This window comes from Citrobacter sp. CK188 (assembly GCF_030333525.1).
Classification (GTDB): Bacteria; Pseudomonadota; Gammaproteobacteria; order Enterobacterales; family Enterobacteriaceae; genus Citrobacter_B; species Citrobacter_B koseri.
The window spans coordinates 208,559-225,641 of record NZ_JAOWFU010000036.1 but is presented as its reverse complement, the minus strand read 5'-3'; the positions used below and the strand labels follow the sequence as shown (position 1 = coordinate 225,641).

General features: G+C 55.2%; 14 protein-coding genes and 2 pseudogenes. 7 read left to right on the top strand and 9 right to left on the bottom strand.

Going from position 1 to position 17,083, the window contains the following annotated elements; translation table 11 throughout:
* Positions 1-18: 18 nt before the first annotated feature.
* Positions 19-1,128 (bottom strand): maltose/maltodextrin ABC transporter ATP-binding protein MalK, encoded by a 1,110-nt coding sequence (gene malK / locus OGV67_RS18620; RefSeq protein WP_012134650.1) that lies wholly within the window; start codon positions 1,126-1,128, stop codon positions 19-21.
* A 371-nt stretch (positions 1,129-1,499) separates the two neighbouring features.
* Here malK and malE point away from each other — a divergent pair, with 371 nt between their 5' ends.
* The 3 genes from malE (at position 1,500) to malG (ending at position 5,268) form a co-directional block, all read left to right on the top strand.
* Positions 1,500-2,690 carry a maltose/maltodextrin ABC transporter substrate-binding protein MalE gene (gene malE / locus OGV67_RS18615; protein ID WP_024130838.1) on the top strand — a complete coding sequence of 397 codons (1,191 nt, stop codon included), beginning with the start codon at positions 1,500-1,502 and terminating at the stop codon, positions 2,688-2,690.
* Between the two features lie 128 nt (positions 2,691-2,818).
* A complete protein-coding gene (gene malF / locus OGV67_RS18610; RefSeq protein WP_115615254.1) occupies positions 2,819-4,363 on the top strand; it encodes a maltose ABC transporter permease MalF in 1,545 nt (514 codons plus the stop codon).
* A gap of 14 nt (positions 4,364-4,377) precedes the next feature.
* On the top strand, positions 4,378-5,268 hold the full coding sequence (gene malG / locus OGV67_RS18605; protein WP_012134654.1) for a maltose ABC transporter permease MalG: 891 nt from the start codon (positions 4,378-4,380) through the stop codon (positions 5,266-5,268).
* Between the two features lie 105 nt (positions 5,269-5,373).
* On the opposite strand, the gene psiE is transcribed toward malG, so the two are convergent.
* The 7 genes and pseudogenes from psiE to pgi all read right to left on the bottom strand — a co-directional run bounded on the left by psiE (position 5,374) and on the right by pgi (position 12,032).
* Positions 5,374-5,784, bottom strand: coding sequence for a phosphate-starvation-inducible protein PsiE (gene psiE / locus OGV67_RS18600; RefSeq protein WP_012907714.1), 411 nt, complete (start codon positions 5,782-5,784; stop codon positions 5,374-5,376).
* Between the two features lie 16 nt (positions 5,785-5,800).
* Positions 5,801-6,043, bottom strand: a pseudogene (locus OGV67_RS22205) (hypothetical protein); the annotation flags it as partial.
* A gap of 16 nt (positions 6,044-6,059) precedes the next feature.
* A pseudogene (locus tag OGV67_RS18595) lies at positions 6,060-8,156 on the bottom strand (YjbH domain-containing protein).
* Complete coding sequence (locus OGV67_RS18590; protein WP_115615256.1) at positions 8,156-8,893, bottom strand: capsule biosynthesis GfcC family protein; 738 nt, start codon at positions 8,891-8,893, stop codon at positions 8,156-8,158. The pseudogene OGV67_RS18595 and the gene OGV67_RS18590 overlap by 1 nt, the downstream one beginning before the upstream one ends.
* Positions 8,890-9,528, bottom strand: coding sequence for a YjbF family lipoprotein (locus OGV67_RS18585; RefSeq protein WP_115615257.1), 639 nt, complete (start codon positions 9,526-9,528; stop codon positions 8,890-8,892). The genes OGV67_RS18590 and OGV67_RS18585 overlap by 4 nt, the downstream gene beginning before the upstream one ends.
* Before the next feature lie 107 nt (positions 9,529-9,635).
* Entirely contained in the window at positions 9,636-9,878 is a 243-nt protein-coding gene (gene yjbE, locus OGV67_RS18580; RefSeq protein WP_012134661.1) for an exopolysaccharide production protein YjbE, read from the bottom strand.
* A 504-nt stretch (positions 9,879-10,382) separates the two neighbouring features.
* On the bottom strand, positions 10,383-12,032 hold the full coding sequence (gene pgi, locus OGV67_RS18575; protein WP_012134663.1) for a glucose-6-phosphate isomerase: 1,650 nt from the start codon (positions 12,030-12,032) through the stop codon (positions 10,383-10,385).
* 430 nt (positions 12,033-12,462) lie between these two features.
* Here pgi and lysC point away from each other — a divergent pair, with 430 nt between their 5' ends.
* From lysC to OGV67_RS18560, 3 genes are all read left to right on the top strand, one after another.
* Positions 12,463-13,824 carry a lysine-sensitive aspartokinase 3 gene (gene lysC / locus OGV67_RS18570; protein WP_012134664.1) on the top strand — a complete coding sequence of 454 codons (1,362 nt, stop codon included), beginning with the start codon at positions 12,463-12,465 and terminating at the stop codon, positions 13,822-13,824.
* Positions 13,825-13,916: 92 nt separating this feature from the next.
* Complete coding sequence (gene panS, locus OGV67_RS18565; protein ID WP_047459702.1) at positions 13,917-14,855, top strand: ketopantoate/pantoate/pantothenate transporter PanS; 939 nt, start codon at positions 13,917-13,919, stop codon at positions 14,853-14,855.
* Between the two features lie 130 nt (positions 14,856-14,985).
* The gene (locus OGV67_RS18560; RefSeq protein ID WP_012134667.1) at positions 14,986-15,258 is read left to right on the top strand and encodes a YjbD family protein; all 273 of its coding nucleotides are present in this window, start codon (positions 14,986-14,988) and stop codon (positions 15,256-15,258) included.
* Here OGV67_RS18560 and rluF read toward each other — a convergent pair.
* Positions 15,255-16,130, bottom strand: a complete 876-nt coding sequence (gene rluF, locus OGV67_RS18555) for a 23S rRNA pseudouridine(2604) synthase RluF (protein WP_115615259.1) — start codon at positions 16,128-16,130, stop codon at positions 15,255-15,257. The two genes, OGV67_RS18560 and rluF, sit on opposite strands and share 4 nt — an antisense overlap.
* Before the next feature lie 227 nt (positions 16,131-16,357).
* Between rluF and pepE the strand changes: the two genes are divergently transcribed.
* Complete coding sequence (gene pepE / locus OGV67_RS18550; RefSeq protein WP_012134669.1) at positions 16,358-17,047, top strand: dipeptidase PepE; 690 nt, start codon at positions 16,358-16,360, stop codon at positions 17,045-17,047.
* The last annotated feature ends 36 nt before the right edge of the window (positions 17,048-17,083 follow it).

Sequence of the window (17,083 nt, the reverse complement as noted above, 5' to 3'; positions counted from 1 at the left end):
GTTTTTTTAATGGGGACCTTAAACGCCCGGCTCCTTATGCAGCCGACGGCATGCGGAACCATCTTCACGGAACAGATGGCAACGCTCTGGCGGCAGACCGATAGCGAATGTGGCACCCTCTTCTACCAACACCACGTCGTTCTGGCGGTAAACCAGGTTTTGACGAATGGCGGGGATCTGGATATGAATTTGTGTTTCGTGACCAAGTTGTTCGACGACCTGAACCTCGCCTTCCAGGGTGACATCGGCGATGTCGCTGGGCAGCAGATGCTCTGGACGAATACCTAAAGACATATTTGCTCCGACCTGAACGCCGTTGCTTTCTACCGGCAGCCAGACGTTCTGGCGGTTCGGCAGCTCAACCTGCACCTGCTCGATAGCGGTCGCGGTGACTTTCACCGGCAGGAAGTTCATTTTCGGGGAACCGATAAAACCTGCGACGAAGCGATCCGCCGGATAGTGGTACAGCTCCAGCGGCTTACCGACCTGCGCCACGCGGCCGGCATCCAGCACCACGATTTTGTCGGCCAGCGTCATCGCTTCGACCTGATCGTGGGTGACGTAAATCATCGTGCGGCCCAGACGCTTATGCAGGCGGGAGATTTCGATACGCATCTGCACGCGCAGAGCGGCATCAAGGTTAGACAGCGGCTCATCAAGCAGGAACACGCGCGGTTCCGCCACCAGCGTGCGGCCTATCGCCACGCGCTGGCGCTGGCCGCCGGAGAGCGCTTTCGGCTTGCGCTCCAGCAGGTGCGCCAGTTGCAGCACTTCAGCTACCTGATTCACACGCTGATTCATCACCTCTTTTTTGGCCCCCGCCAGCTTCAAACCAAAAGACATGTTTTCTGCCACGGACAGGTGGGGATAGAGCGCATAGGACTGGAAGACCATCCCCACGCCGCGTTCGGCGGGCGGGATGTCGTTCATACGGGCTTCCCCAATGAACAGATCTCCGCTGGTGATGGTTTCAAGTCCGGCGATCATACGCAGCAAGGTCGATTTCCCGCAGCCTGACGGTCCGACAAACACCACGAATTCCCCTTCGTGAATGTCGAGATTGATATCTTTCGATACCACCACGTCACCCCAGGCTTTCGTTACATTTCGCAGCTGTACGCTCGCCATGCCCTTCTCCCTTCGTTACAACCTGTCATCGACAGCAACATTCATGATGGCCTGACTATGCGTTATCCCTTGATTGCGTAAATCCTCCACCCCCCGGCTTTTTTATGGGGGAGGAGGCGGGAGGATGAGGGAGCAGCGTCTGAGACCCGGGCCGCGCCCCGCCGAGGAATTTCGTGATGTCACCTGCAAAAATCGCGGTGTTTTTATGTGCGCCAACACGCATTACTCACATTTATGCAACACAGATCACATAAAGAAGGGGTGGGGCGTAGGGGTAAGGAGGATGGAAAGAGGTTGTCGTATAAAGAAACTAGATACCGTTAAGCCACCTCTGTGTATCCACGAGCACATCACCAAAAAGGATGGGAGATATGAAAATCAAAACTGGCGCACGCATCCTCGCATTGTCCGCACTGACGACGATGATGTTTTCCGCCTCGGCTCTCGCCAAGATTGAAGAAGGTAAGCTGGTTATCTGGATTAACGGCGACAAAGGCTACAACGGCCTCGCTGAAGTGGGCAAAAAATTCGAACAAGACACCGGCATTAAAGTCACCGTTGAGCACCCGGACAAGCTGGAAGAGAAATTCCCTCAGGTTGCGGCCACCGGTGACGGCCCGGACATCATCTTCTGGGCGCATGACCGTTTTGGCGGCTACGCACAGTCTGGCCTGCTGGCTGAGATCACCCCGGACCAGGCGTTCCAGGACAAGCTCTATCCGTTCACCTGGGATGCGGTGCGTTACAACGGCAAGCTGATCGCCTACCCGATCGCCGTTGAAGCGCTGTCCCTGATTTACAACAAAGACCTCGTTCCGAACCCGCCGAAAACCTGGGAAGAGATCCCGGCGCTGGATAAAGAGCTGAAGGCGAAAGGTAAGAGCGCGCTGATGTTCAACCTGCAAGAACCGTACTTCACCTGGCCGCTGATTGCTGCCGATGGCGGTTACGCGTTCAAGTTTGAGAACGGTAAGTATGACGTGAAAGATGTCGGCGTAGACAGCGCAGGGGCGAAAGCCGGTCTGGGCTTCCTGGTCGATATGATCAAAAACAAACACATGAACGCCGATACCGATTACTCCATCGCGGAAGCCGCCTTTAACAAAGGCGAAACGGCGATGACCATCAACGGTCCGTGGGCGTGGTCAAACATCGACAAGAGCAAAATCAATTACGGCGTGACACTGCTGCCGACATTCAAAGGCAAACCGTCTAAACCGTTCGTTGGCGTGCTGAGCGCGGGCATTAACGCCGCCAGCCCGAACAAAGAGCTGGCGAAAGAGTTCCTCGAAAACTACCTGCTGACCGATCAGGGTCTGGACGACGTGAACAAGGACAAACCGCTGGGCGCGGTTGCGCTGAAATCCTTCCAGGATCAGTTAGCGAAAGATCCGCGTATCGCCGCCACGATGGATAACGCCCAGAAAGGCGAAATCATGCCGAACATTCCGCAGATGTCAGCCTTCTGGTATGCGGTTCGTACGGCAGTTATCAACGCTGCCAGCGGTCGTCAGACTGTCGACGCCGCGCTGAAAGACGCGCAGGGCCGTATCACCAAGTAATGTTCAGGTCGTGTGCCGGCTGGCGGCATCAATGCCTTCTCCGGCCTACAGAACAGGTAGGCCGGAGAAACGCAGCGCCATCAGGCACGCTGACCTACAGGATTTCAAAGTTGTAGAGGAAGATCCCCATGGATGTCATTAAAAAGAAACATTGGTGGCAAAGCGACGCGCTGAAGTGGTCAGCGATTGGTCTGCTGGGCCTGCTGGTGGGTTACCTTGTAGTTTTAATGTACGCACAAGGGGAGTACCTGTTTGCCATCATGACGCTGATTTTAAGCTCTGCTGGCCTGTATATTTTCGCGAATCGTAAAACCTATGCCTGGCGCTATGTTTATCCGGGCATGGCCGGTATGGGGCTGTTTGTCCTGTTCCCGCTGGTCTGCACTATCGCCATCGCCTTTACCAACTACAGCAGCACCAACCAGCTCACCTTTGAACGCGCCCAGCAGGTGCTGATGGATCGTTCTTATCAGGCGGGCAAAACCTATAACTTTGGCCTGTATCCGGCGGGTGACGAGTGGCAACTGGCCCTCACCGACGGCGAAACCGGCAAGAATTATCTCTCCGACGCCTTTAAATTCGGCGGCGAACAAAAACTGCAACTGAAAGAGGCTGACGCGCTGCCGGCCGGTGAACGCGCCAACCTGCGCATCATCACCCAAAATCGTCAGGCGCTGAACCAGCTTACCGCCGTTTTGCCCGATGAAAGCAAGGTCATCATGAGCTCACTGCGCCAGTTTTCCGGCACGCAGCCGCTCTATACCCTCGCCAGCGACGGTACGCTGACAAATAACCAGAGCGGCGTGGCGTATCGGCCAAACAACGATATTGGCTACTATCAGGCCATCAACGCGGACGGCAACTGGGGCGACGAAAAACTGAGTCCAGGCTACACCGTGACCATCGGCTGGGACAATTTCTCCCGCGTCTTTACTGACGAGGGCATCCAGAAACCGTTCTTCGCGATCTTCGTCTGGACCGTGGTGTTCTCAGTTCTCACCGTGCTGCTGACCGTGGCGGTTGGGATGGTGCTGGCCTGCCTCGTACAGTGGGAAGCGCTGAAAGGTAAAGCGATTTACCGCGTGCTGCTGATTCTGCCGTATGCGGTGCCGTCGTTCATCTCGATTCTGATCTTCAAAGGTTTGTTCAACCAGAGCTTTGGTGAGATCAACATGATGCTGAGCGCGCTGTTTGGCCTCAAACCGGCCTGGTTCAGCGACCCGAACACCGCCCGCACGATGGTCATTATCGTCAACACCTGGCTGGGCTATCCGTACATGATGATCCTCTGCATGGGCCTGCTGAAAGCGATTCCAGACGATCTGTACGAAGCCTCGGCAATGGACGGCGCGGGCCCGTTCCAGAACTTCTTTAAGATTACATTCCCGCTGCTGATTAAGCCGCTGACGCCGCTGATGATCGCCAGCTTTGCCTTTAACTTTAACAACTTCGTACTGATTCAGCTTCTGACCAACGGCGGCCCGGACCGCCTCGGCACCACTACGCCAGCCGGTTATACCGACCTGCTCGTGAGCTACACCTACCGCATCGCCTTTGAAGGCGGCGGGGGCCAGGACTTCGGTCTGGCGGCCGCGATCGCCACGCTGATCTTCCTGCTGGTCGGCGCGCTGGCCATCGTGAACCTGAAAGCCACACGTATGAAGTTTGATTAAGGGAGATAACAACAATGGCAATGGTTCAACCCAAATCTCAAAAGCTGCGTCTCTTCATCACGCACTTAGGGCTGCTGATTTTTATCGCGGCAATCATGTTCCCGCTGCTGATGGTCGTCGCCATTTCGCTGCGTGAAGGCAACTTCGCAACCGGGAGCCTGATCCCGGAACGCATCTCCTGGGAGCACTGGCGGCTGGCATTGGGCTTCAGCGTGGAACACGCTGATGGCCGTGTCACGCCGCCCCCCTTCCCGGTTCTGTTATGGCTGTGGAACTCGATCAAAGTCGCGGCGATCACCGCTATTGGCATCGTGGCGCTCTCTACGACCTGCGCTTACGCGTTTGCCCGTATGCGCTTTCCCGGCAAAGCGACGTTGCTCAAAGGGATGCTGATTTTCCAGATGTTCCCGGCGGTGCTGTCACTGGTGGCGTTGTACGCGTTGTTCGACCGTCTCGGCCAGTACATTCCGTTTATCGGTCTGAATACCCACGGCGGGGTGATTTTCGCTTACCTGGGCGGGATTGCGCTGCACGTCTGGACGATTAAAGGCTATTTTGAAACCATCGACGGTTCGCTGGAAGAAGCGGCGGCGCTGGATGGCGCGACGCCGTGGCAGGCTTTCCGCCTGGTGCTGCTGCCGCTCTCGGTGCCGATTCTGGCGGTGGTCTTTATTCTGTCGTTCATTGCCGCCATCACTGAAGTTCCTGTCGCCTCGCTGTTACTGCGTGATGTAAACAGCTATACCCTGGCGGTAGGTATGCAGCAGTACCTCAACCCGCAAAACTATCTGTGGGGCGATTTTGCCGCCGCTGCCGTGTTGTCCGCCATCCCGATCACGCTGGTGTTCCTGCTGGCCCAGCGTTGGCTGGTCAACGGCCTGACGGCAGGCGGTGTGAAAGGCTAAGTTTCATTGATGTACCTGCCCGGAAACGGGCAATGCCACTGCAACCCTCAACTTATATTATCCCAACTTGTGACTGTTCTTCGGCGCTCCTCGGAGCGCCTTTTTTTATTCCCGTTTTAACCGTTTCGAATTACATAACCACAGGGTGATCACCAATAACAGGATCGCCGCAGAGTAGATCAGCACATCCATCGGCGATTTATGATCGACGATGATCAGCCGCACAATCGCGGTGATCCCGATATAGACAAAGTAGCGCAGCGGGAAATGAAAACCTGACTGGAAATACTTCACAATCAACGCAATAAACTCAAAGTAGAGAAAGTAGACCACTAACCCTTCCACCAGCTCGTATTTGCTGGTTTGCTCCGGCGCGAACAGCACATCCGCCAGATGTAAGGTCTCTTTACCGAGGAAAACGACCAGGATCAAGCCCAGACTTAACAGCCCAAGATTCAGCACGGTCTGTAGGATCGTGGAGATAAACTCCACGCGTGGACGAGATAGTGACGTCATAGCAGCACCCTCTTTCTCAGTAGCAAGGTTCCTGTATAACGCAAAAATGTGACGGAGATCTATATTTTTTGTTTATGTTTTGTGCAGCAAAGGTCAGCGGAGAATTATCTCTGTCACGGCATGTTTCAAAGAGAAGGGAAAAGCGACGGCACAGTGATCGGCGCGGGAAGCGTGGTAAATTGCCGGATGGCGGCGTAAACGCCTTATCCGGCCTACAATAGATGCGGTTTGTAGGCCGGATAAGCGTAGCGCCATCCGGCTGGCAAACGGCTCGATCAGCGGAAATTCACGTTGCGGTCGCTGGTCATATCGTACAGACCAAACTTCCGGCCAAGCTGCTGACCGCCGTCACGCGTCAGCGGCGTCCAGCCAATCGCTGCGCGGCTGCGGGTTGGGCTGGACGAGAAGAGATCCAACGGTACCGACACGTACACGCCTTTGGTGAAATCCCCTTCCCCGTACTCGTCCGGCGACACATCGGTGATAGTGGCATAGCCGCCAACCACCACGCCGCTGTCAAAGCGTTTCGCGATTTCCAGCGTACCGCCCTTGTCGCCAGCCAGATATTGACCGACGCTCGCTTTCACCAGCACATCCTGCGCGAACGACGGCGTCCAGTAGGCGGTCAAGTGGCCGGTTTTCACGCTGTAATCGGTGAATTTCATCATATCCTGCGCGCTACGCCAGTCACGCTGTTTCACGTAGTTAGCGTCAAGACCAAACGCCCAGTTGCTGTCGACCGGGCGATACAGCACTTCCGCCCCTGCGCCGCCGTACATGGTCTACAGATAACCGCCGTAAACCTGGCCGTAGAAACCGTTGCCGAGGTACTGGAAGTAGTTGGCTTGCAGGTTATTCACATAGATATCGTTCTGCACATATTCGCGCACATGGGTACGCACACGCGGAAGATGCGAATCGTTCGGTGGGTTGGTGTAGTTAAATTTGTCGTAGTTGTTGGCGATATTGGCAAACAGACTGCCGGTGGTAAGCAGATGATCCGTTACCCACAGATCCGCCGTCCCCATCACGCCAAGCTGGTACATATAGAAATTTTCCGGGCCGCCGACAGACTGGTTCAACACCGGATCGATATGGAAATCAAAGCGCGATTTATCGATATACCAACCCTGCTCGGTTGTTTCCGGCACGATCGGCTCCACACGTTTTTGCGCCAGTGGAGTCTCGTGTCCTAATGGTTCGCCTTCCAGATAGCGTTTCAGGCTGGCGACATCAGTTTCCGTGGTGACCTGCGGCATATTGAGACGGTTTTCCGTCACGCGGATCGTGCGAACCCCTTCTGGCAGATCGTTCATGACGATCCGATTCGCGCGTTCGATCCCTTCCCGCGAATCACGGTATTTCACCTGCTCGCCGGTGACGTACAGCGTATCGCCTTTCACCTGAATTTTAGGGTCCGCCAGTCCGGCGTTGTATTTCAGCAGCGTCAACTGGTTAGCGACGACCGAGTGTTGCAGGATGGCGTCCTGCGGCTCAGGCTGATATTTCGGTCGCGCGTTATCGTTATACGATGGGCGCAAATCGTTGAAGTTTGTCCGCAGCGTCACGCCAAACATAAAGGTGTTGCCGCGTTCATAGCTGAGGTTAACGTCGGCCCAATCGGTGACGCGGTAAATGGCGCCGACGTTAAACTTGCTCTTCTGCTCCAGCTTACCCGCGAAATCCTGCTGATAATTGTTGCCTTCATACTCCAGTTTCAGGCGCAGCGGCTGCCAGGGCGTTTGATACTCCACCCCGCCAAACAGCGACGCTGGCCCATGGAACATATCGCTGCCGTTGACGGAACCGGCCTGTTTATAACTGTTATCGCGGTGACAGAATTTATCGCTGTATGAGCAAAACGGATTGCTCACGTTGCCGCTGGTGCCCAGATAACCCCAGCCAAGACCGAGCGAGAAATCAAACGGCCCCCAGGCTTTGTTCGCCACGATGTATTCCGCATCGAACAGCCCCGTCCCGCCGATATCCCTTGCGCCGACCGCCACCTGCGGCATCCAGTAGCTCTCTTCCCATAACCGCAGTTTCAGGTCGAAGGCTTTGTCTTTGTAGGTCTGGTTGCCGGAAAACGACTCCACGCTGCTGTATTGTCTGGTACGCACGTCGGTATAGCGCAGCGTGGTTTCCAGCCACGGGAACAACTGTATCGACGCGGAGTAGTAGCGATACTGATCGTTATCACGATAGTTCAGGCTCATCTCCCCTTCCCGCGCCATTCGCGCCGTTGGCGTTTGCAGCAGCCCCACGCCGCCGAAGTCAGATTGTGACGGCCCAATGGGGGCCGGATATGTTTCGGCATGGCAGGCTGCGCTGATGCCCAGCGCCAGTAAGCTGAGCAGATGTGTTTTTTTCATTATTCGGGTATCCGCTGCGTCAGAGTACGAAGAATGTCGGCGTTAAGCGCATCCGGCGTGTTGCTCCATAGAGAATCCGTAAGACCGACAAAAATGATGCTGCCTGGCATCGGCTCAACGTGACGCTTGTTCCAGTAAGCGACCGGCGCTTTCTGCGTGCGTCCGTCGGGATAGACAACCCACGCATAGCTGCGATCCGCCCCGCTGAGCAGGCTTTGCTCATCAAGGTAGCTGGCCACGTCCCGCCCCGGGCTGAAGGGGCGTTTACCCGGCTGGCTAACCAATCCAAACAGCGTGATATCCGTCGGCTGCCCGCCGACCCACAGCGTGTAATGGCCCTGCAACAGCGGATTGCCCCGTTCGCTGACGCGTACGGTATCCGGGTCAAGGTTAACGAGCTGTCTGCCGGTCACTTTTAACATCTGCACCTGCTGGCGCAGCGTATTGATTGCGGCGGCGTCATCGCCGCTTTTCTCTGCGCCAAACGCAGCCAGGCGGCCCAATAATTCCTGCTGCTGGCGCTGCGCCGTGGCGGTAGCCCGCTCTTCGCTGATAACCGCGCCAGGCCACCAGCTGTTCGCCAGTTTCGGCTGCCCGACCAGATCGATCAGATGTTCCGCGCCGGTGAGCGTCTTCGGTTCAGTGCTGCCTGCGGCAAACACCTTCACGGTGCCTGCGGCAAAAGATGAGGAAGCGCACAAACTCAGGGCCAGCGCTGCAATGGTCTGTTTCATCATTGTTTTGCCGCCTTAATGAGCGTGGTTTTCACCGGGAAGTAGTCCGCCCCCAGATACTGTTCCGACTGGCGGATTTGCCCTTCGCTGTCGATCCAGTAGCGGTTATGCCAGCGCGCCTGGTCGGTTGTAACCTCTTCATCCAGTACGCGAACGGCGGTTACATCGCTACCGACTTTAATGCTGTCAGCGCCATCCCATTTGAAGACCGAGCGGGCGGTGGCGTAACGCACCTGTTTATGTTCCGTCCAGCCCATCGTGCGCGTCCACGTTGCGCCATCTACGATTTGTGCCGGTCTGGCCAATGGGTCAGCCGCCAGATTGTTCACACCGATCAGATTGTCGCCGCCGAGCAGGGTTTTAATCAGGCGACCATGCTGGGTCACGATGGTGGCCTGATCCTGCGTCACCCATTTCTGCTGCCCGTTCTCTGCGAAAGCGAGCACCACAAACAGCTGCGGCCCGCCATTGAGCTGCATGTACTGGCTGGCATAAGGCATGTTTTGAATGTCATCGTCCGTCAGTTGTACGCCCGGCGTACCGAACAGACTGTCCCACAGCGAATTACCCAGACCTTTAGTGGTGGCTGAGCAAGCCTGTAACAGCAGGCAAATGATGATAATTCCAGGTCGCTTCACGACTCTTCTCCGCATTATTGCCGGGTGGCCCCGGCCAGGAAGTCACACAGGTTCAGGCAAGCTAAAATAACCACACCGAAGTGTGGTTATGATTAAACGTACCGGTGTTACTGGGTACTGGTGGTTGTGGTGGTAGTGGTTCCGGTATTAGAACCATCGCCACCGCCGGTCGCCGCCAGAGCGACGCCCACCGCCGAGCTTACGGTGCTGACGCTGGTCGCGGAGGAACTTCCCGCGGATACCGACGTCGCCGCCGACCCTGCTGCTTCACCCACCTGAACGGGGGCGGCCCAGACAGAAGTCGCCGCAAGCGCAGATATGGCAAAAATGCCATACAGAGCTTTTTTCATCACAATATCCCTTCATTGAATGAATGGAGATTTACCCGAAAAACGATTCAGGCGGGATCGAGTATACACAACTAAAGCATGTGGATTGCGACAGGTCTAAATAGCGAGGCGGTTTTAGGATAATTAAACTTTTGGCTGGAATGGCACTTATATTATAATTAAATATCCTTTAAAAACATTATATTAAAATAAAACAATGCAATATTTATTATCCGTATACTCTGAAAATAACACCGAGTAACTTACGGGTTATTCATTATTTTAGGATTAAGCTCAATATAAATTTTTGCGGAATAGCACAGACAACCGGAATTATCTTATAAAAAAGCCGATAATAATATCGGCTCTAATTACAGATATATCACTTTTCTGCCGGATGGCGGCGGAACGCCTTATCCGGCCTACAGGACGCGCCGTTTGTAGGCCGGATAAGCCTGGCGCCACCGGGCGTTACATCATCAGTTTGTAGGCCCGGTAAGCGTAGCGCCACCGGGCGTTACGCCATCAGGCACGCCATGCTTTATAACGGTTAATCAGACCGTTAGTTGAACTGTCATGGCTGGAAATCGCTTTATCATCACCCAGTTCCGGCAGGATACGGTTAGCCAGCTGTTTGCCCAGCTCAACGCCCCACTGGTCGAAGGTGAAGATGTTCAGGATCGCGCCCTGAGTGAAGATTTTGTGCTCATACAGCGCAATCAACGCCCCCAGGCTAAACGGCGTGATTTCACGCAGCAGGATGGAGTTCGTCGGGCGGTTGCCTTCGAACACTTTGAACGGCACCACATGCTCAAGCTGAGACGGATCTTTCCCCTGATCGCGATATTCCTGCTCAACCACCTCGCGGGATTTGCCGAACGCCAGCGCTTCGGTCTGAGCGAAGAAGTTAGACAGCAGTTTCTGATGGTGATCGGACAACGGGTTATGGGTTATCGCCGGGGCGATAAAGTCGCAAGGCACCATCTTCGTCCCCTGGTGAATCAGCTGGTAGAACGCGTGCTGGCCGTTGGTGCCCGGTTCACCCCAGATGATTGGGCCAGTCTGGTAGTCTACGGCATTGCCGTTACGGTCAACATACTTGCCGTTGGACTCCATATTGCCCTGCTGGAAGTAGGCCGCAAAACGGTGCATATACTGGTCGTACGGCAGAATCGCTTCGGTTTCTGCGCCAAAGAAGTTGTTGTACCAGATACCGATCAGCGCCAGCAGCACCGGCAGGTTTTTCTCAGCCGGTGTTGTGGAGAAGTGTTTATCCATCGCATGCGCGCCGGACAGCAGTTCAACGAAGTTGTCAAAGCCGACAGACAGGATGATAGACAGGCCAATCGCCGACCACAGAGAGTAACGACCGCCGACCCAGTCCCAGAACTCGAACATGTTGGCGGTGTCGATCCCAAACTCACCCACCGCTTTTGCATTGGTGGAAAGCGCCGCAAAGTGTTTCGCGACGTGTTTTTCATCATTCGCGGTGCTCAGGAACCAGTCGCGCGCGCTGTGGGCGTTGGTCATGGTTTCCTGCGTTGTGAAGGTTTTAGACGCCACCAGGAACAGGGTGGTTTCCGGGTTTACTTTCTTCAGCACTTCGGCGATGTGGGTGCCATCGACGTTAGACACAAAGTGCATATTCAGATGGTTTTTGTACGGGCGCAGCGCTTCAGTCACCATGAACGGCCCCAGGTCGGAACCACCGATACCGATGTTGACCACGTCAGTGATCGCTTTACCGGTGTAACCTTTCCATTGACCTGAAATAATCGCTTCAGAGAAGGCTTTCATCTTCTCCAGCACCGCATTCACTTCCGGCATCACATCTTTGCCGTCAACGATAATCGGAGTATTGCTACGGTTACGCAGCGCAACGTGCAGCACGGCACGGTCTTCAGTACGGTTGATTTTTTCGCCAGAGAACATGGACTTAATCGCACCGGCCAGATCGGTCTCTTTCGCCAGATCCTGCAATTTCGCCAGCGTCTCTTCGGTGATGCGGTTTTTAGAGAAATCCACCAGCATCAAATCGTCAAACGTCGCGGAAAATCGGGTAAAACGGTCGCTATCTTTCGCGAAAAGATCCGCGATAGTAACGTCCTTCATGTCGTCGTAGTGTTTTTGTAGTGCCTGCCAGGCAGAAGTCTGCGTCGGATTGATGTTTTTCATTAGCAATACTCTTCTGATTTGAGAATTGTGACTGAGATCGATTGTAACGCCAGTCACAAAAAAGTGTGATTGTTTTAGTGCCGTTAGCCCGAACGCGAATCAAACGCGGATAAAAAGCAGCGAAAAGTATATACCCTAAATAATTCGAGTTGCAGGAAGGCGGCAAGGGAAGAAATCCCCAGGAGCATAGATAACTATGTGACTGGGGTTTCTGAGTGCAGCCAACACATCTGCAACTTGAAGTATGACGGGTATAGTCGTTATAAGCACTGTTACTGAGGGCCAGGACAGCATAAAAAATCCGCATAATCCCGGCGTTGACAGTCCCAGCCACACATTTTATTTATAAATACGGTATTTGCGCCTGCACCGGTTTCTGTTCTGCCCTTGTGCCATGGTCGCTTTTTTCATTCCCTGACACGAGGTTGATATGACAACAGCTGTTTCCCCGCTCGTCGTCGCCAAATTTGGCGGAACCAGCGTCGCCGATTTTGACGCCATGAACCGTAGCGCCGACGTGGTGCTTTCCGATGCTAACGCACGCTTAGTGGTGCTTTCCGCCTCTGCGGGCGTCACCAATCTGCTGGTAGCGCTGGCAGAAGGGCTGGAACCGCCAGAGCGCTTCGAAAAACTCGACGCCATCCGTAAAATTCAGTTCGATATTCTGGAGCGTCTGCGTTACCCGAACGTTATCCGCGAAGAGATCGAGCGTCTGCTGGAAAACATTACCACGCTTGCCGAAGCGGCTTCACTGGCGACGTCAATGGCTCTGACCGACGAGCTGGTGAGTCACGGCGAGCTGATGTCCACCCTGCTGTTTGTGGAGATCCTGCGCGAGCGCAATATTCAGGCGCAGTGGTTTGACGTGCGTAAGGTGATGCGCACCAGCGATCGTTTTGGCCGCGCGGAACCGGATATCGCAGCGCTGTCGGAGCTGGCTACGCTACAGCTTGCCCCACGCCTGGCAGAGGGTCTGGTCATCACCCAGGGATTTATCGGCAGCGAAAGCAAAGGCCGCACAACGACGCTGGGACGCGGCGGCAGCGACTACACGGCGGCGCTGCTTGCAGAAGCGCTGCACGCGGCGCGCGTCGATATCTGGACGGATGTGCCGGGCATCTACACCACCGACCCGCGCGTGGTGCCTGCCGCGCAGCGTATCGATGAAATCGCCTTTGAAGAAGCGGCGGAAATGGCGACCTTTGGCGCGAAGGTGCTGCATCCTGCAACGCTGCTGCCCGCCGTACGCAGCGATATCCCGGTTTTCGTCGGCTCCAGTAAAGATCCAAAAGCGGGCGGGACGCTGGTATGTAATAAAACCCAAAACCCACCGCTCTTCCGCGCGCTGGCGCTGCGTCGCAAACAGACGCTGTTAACGCTGCACAGCCTGAATATGCTGCATTCGCGTGGTTTCCTGGCGGAAGTGTTCGGCATTCTGGCGCGGCACAATATCTCCGTAGATTTAATCACCACCTCGGAAGTGAGCGTGGCGCTGACGCTGGATACCACCGGTTCCACTTCAACGGGCGACACGCTGCTGACACAGTCTTTGCTGATGGAGCTTTCCGCGCTATGCCGGGTAGAAGTGGAAGAAAATCTCGCGCTGGTCGCGCTGATTGGCAACGATCTGTCTAAAGCCTGCGGCGTCGGTAAAGAAGTGTTCGGCGTACTGGAACCGTTCAACATCCGCATGATTTGCTATGGCGCATCCAGCCATAACCTCTGTTTCCTGGTGCCTGGCACCGAAGCGGAACAGGTCGTGCAGAAGCTTCATCATAATTTGTTTGAATAAAATTTCCTCACGCGATAAATAATACCTATAGCCGGGCTCGAACCCGGCTTTTTTATAACTAAACAACACGACAATACTGCAAGGAATTTATTATGTTATCCGTTATCACCCGGCTGTTCCCGTTGTGGGCGCTGCTGCTCTCTGTTATTGCGTATTACACGCCATCGACCTTCACCCCCATTGGCTCGTGGGTGACCACGCTGCTGATGCTGATTATGTTCGGCATGGGCGTACACCTTAAGCTCGACGACTTTAAACGCGTGCTTTCCCGCCCGGCGCCTGTCGCTGCCGGTATTTTCCTGCATTATCTGGTGATGCCGCTCGCCGCCTGGCTACTGGCGATACTGTTTAACATGCCGCCGGACCTCTCTGCCGGGATGGTACTGGTGGGCAGCGTCGCCAGCGGAACGGCATCTAACGTCATGATCTATCTGGCGAAAGGGGATGTGGCGCTTTCGGTTACTATCTCATCGGTTTCCACGCTGGTTGGCGTGGTCGCGACACCGCTGCTGACGCGCCTGTATGTGGATGCGCATATTCAGGTGGATGTGATGGGGATGCTGCTCAGCATTTTACAGATCGTCGTGGTTCCAATCGCGCTTGGGCTGGTCATTCACCACCTGTTTCCTCGCGTGGTAAAAACCGTGGAGCCTTATCTGCCTGCGTTCTCAATGGTGTGCATTCTGGCGATCATCAGCGCAGTGGTGGCCGGTTCCGCCTCGCATATCGCATCCGTTGGTTTTGTGGTGATTGTGGCGGTGATCCTGCACAACACCATTGGTCTGCTCGGCGGTTACTGGGGCGGTCGCCTGTTTGGCTTTGATGAGTCCACCTGCCGCACGCTGGCGATTGAAGTTGGAATGCAGAACTCCGGCCTTGCGGCGGCGCTCGGTAAAATTTACTTCTCTCCGCTGGCCGCGCTCCCCGGCGCGCTGTTCTCGGTCTGGCATAACCTCTCCGGCTCACTGCTGGCCGGTTACTGGTCAGGCAAGCCGATTGCCGAGAAGCCGCGTGATAGGGTGAAGGTGTAGACCTGATAAGCGTAGCGCCATCAGGCGCAATCCGTGCACGTCGCCGGGTGGTGGCTAACGCCTTATCCGGCCTACACAGCCTCTGCACTTTGCCGTACACTGGGTTATCTGACTGACCGAGGGTACATTTATGGCACTCCCACGCATCACCCAAAAAGAGATGACCGAGCGCGAGCAGCGTGAACTGAAAACGCTGCTCGATCGCGCGCGCATTGCACATGGCCGTCCGCTCACGAATGCGGAAACCAACAGCGTGAAAAAGGAGTACATTGATAAGTTAATGGCGCTGCGCGAAGCAGAGGCCAAAAAAGCCCGCCAGTTGAAGAAAAAGCAGGCTTATAAACCAGATACTGAGGCGTCGTTTTCCTGGTCGGCCAATACGCCGACGCGCGGCAGACGTTAACGCCCTTTCTTCTTCCGCCCCGGCGAGGTAAAGCGTTTTCCGTTTGACGCCGGGCGCGCTTTCTCATTGGTTTTTTCGATTTTCACCACCGGACGCTTAATGCCCGCCGTTTTCGGCTTCGCTTTCGCCTTCGACGTCGGTTTGGCTTCTGATGAAGAGTTTTCGATCAGCTTAAACAGAGCGATGAGTTCGTCATCCGTCAGATCCCGCCACTCGCCGGGCGGCAGACCGGATAAACTCACGTTCATAATGCGCGTGCGTTCGAGTTTCGTCACTTCATAGCCAAAGTGCTCGCACATGCGGCGGATCTGGCGGTTCAGCCCTTGAATCAGGGTAATACGGAAAACAAACGGCGCTTCCTTCTTCACCTTGCACTTTTTGGTCACCGTGCCGAGGATCGGGACGCCCGCGCCCATACCGCGAATAAAGTCATCCGTCACCGGCTTATCAACCGTGACCAGATACTCTTTCTCGTGATCGTTACCGGCACGGAGGATTTTGTTAACCAGATCGCCGTGATTGGTAAGAAAGATAAGCCCCTGGGAGTCTTTATCCAGGCGGCCAATCGGGAAAATACGTTTGCTGTGGTTCACGAAATCCACGATGTTATCGCGTTCGCTGTCTTCCGTGGTACTGACAATCCCTACTGGCTTGTTCAGCGCGATAAAGACCAGATCTTCCGCTTCGCGCGGCTCAATCAACCGACCATTCACCTTCACCACGTCGCCATGCATCACCTGATCGCCAATGGTGGCGCGTTTGCCATTAATGAAGACATTCCCTTGTTCAATGTAGCGATCCGCCTCGCGACGCGAGCAAATTCCGCTTTCACTGATGTATTTATTTAATCGGACAGATGAGTCGGGCAGCATAAATTCTCCTGTAAAAGCGAAATATACCGCACCTTGCGGTCAGGGAAAAAGCGTCGAATGACAGGAGTGCGGCTCACCGCTGCTCATAAAGTCGATGACATCACGAAATCCCCCTGCGAGACGCGTTCCAGAATATCGATAACCACATCGTGAGCCACATCAGCAAGCGGTAAGATGAGCGGTGGTAGCATCACGGATGTTTTTACTTTTTGATTACTGGAGATGTCATGGAACTGCTGTTATTGAGTAACTCCACTCTGCCGGGAAAAGCCTGGCTGGAACACGCGCTGCCGCTGGTGGCGGAACAACTGCATGGCCGCCGTTCAGCGGTGTTTCTCCCGTTTGCTGGCGTCACGCAAACCTGGGACGACTACACAGCGAAAACCGCCGCAGTCCTTGCGCCGCTCGGCGTTTCAGTGACCGGTATTCATAGCGTCGCCGATCCGGTCGCAGCGATTGCCGATGCGGAAGTGGTGATTGTCGGCGGTGGGAACACTTTCCAGTTGCTAAAAGAGAGCCGTGAACGTGGGCTGCTGGCGCCCATCGTGGCTGCCGTTAAGCGTGGCGCGTTGTATATCGGCTGGAGCGCGGGCGCGAACCTTGCCTGTCCGACTATTCGCACCACCAACGATATGCCGATCGTTGACCCACAAGGATTTGATGCGCTGGGTCTGTTCCCGTTGCAGATTAACCCGCACTTCACTAACGCGTTGCCGGAAGGCCACAAAGGCGAAACCCGCGAACAGCGTATTCGCGAGCTGCTGGTGGTCGCGCCAGAGTTAACGGTGATTGGCCTGCCGGAAGGCAACTGGATTCAGGTGAGCAAGGGGCAGGCGACGCTCGGCGGCCCGAACACGACGTATGTGTTCAACGCGGGTGAAGAAGCGGTTCCTCTTGAAGCCGGTCATCGCTTCTGATCGTCGCCATGTAGAATGTAAAATGCCTGATGGCGC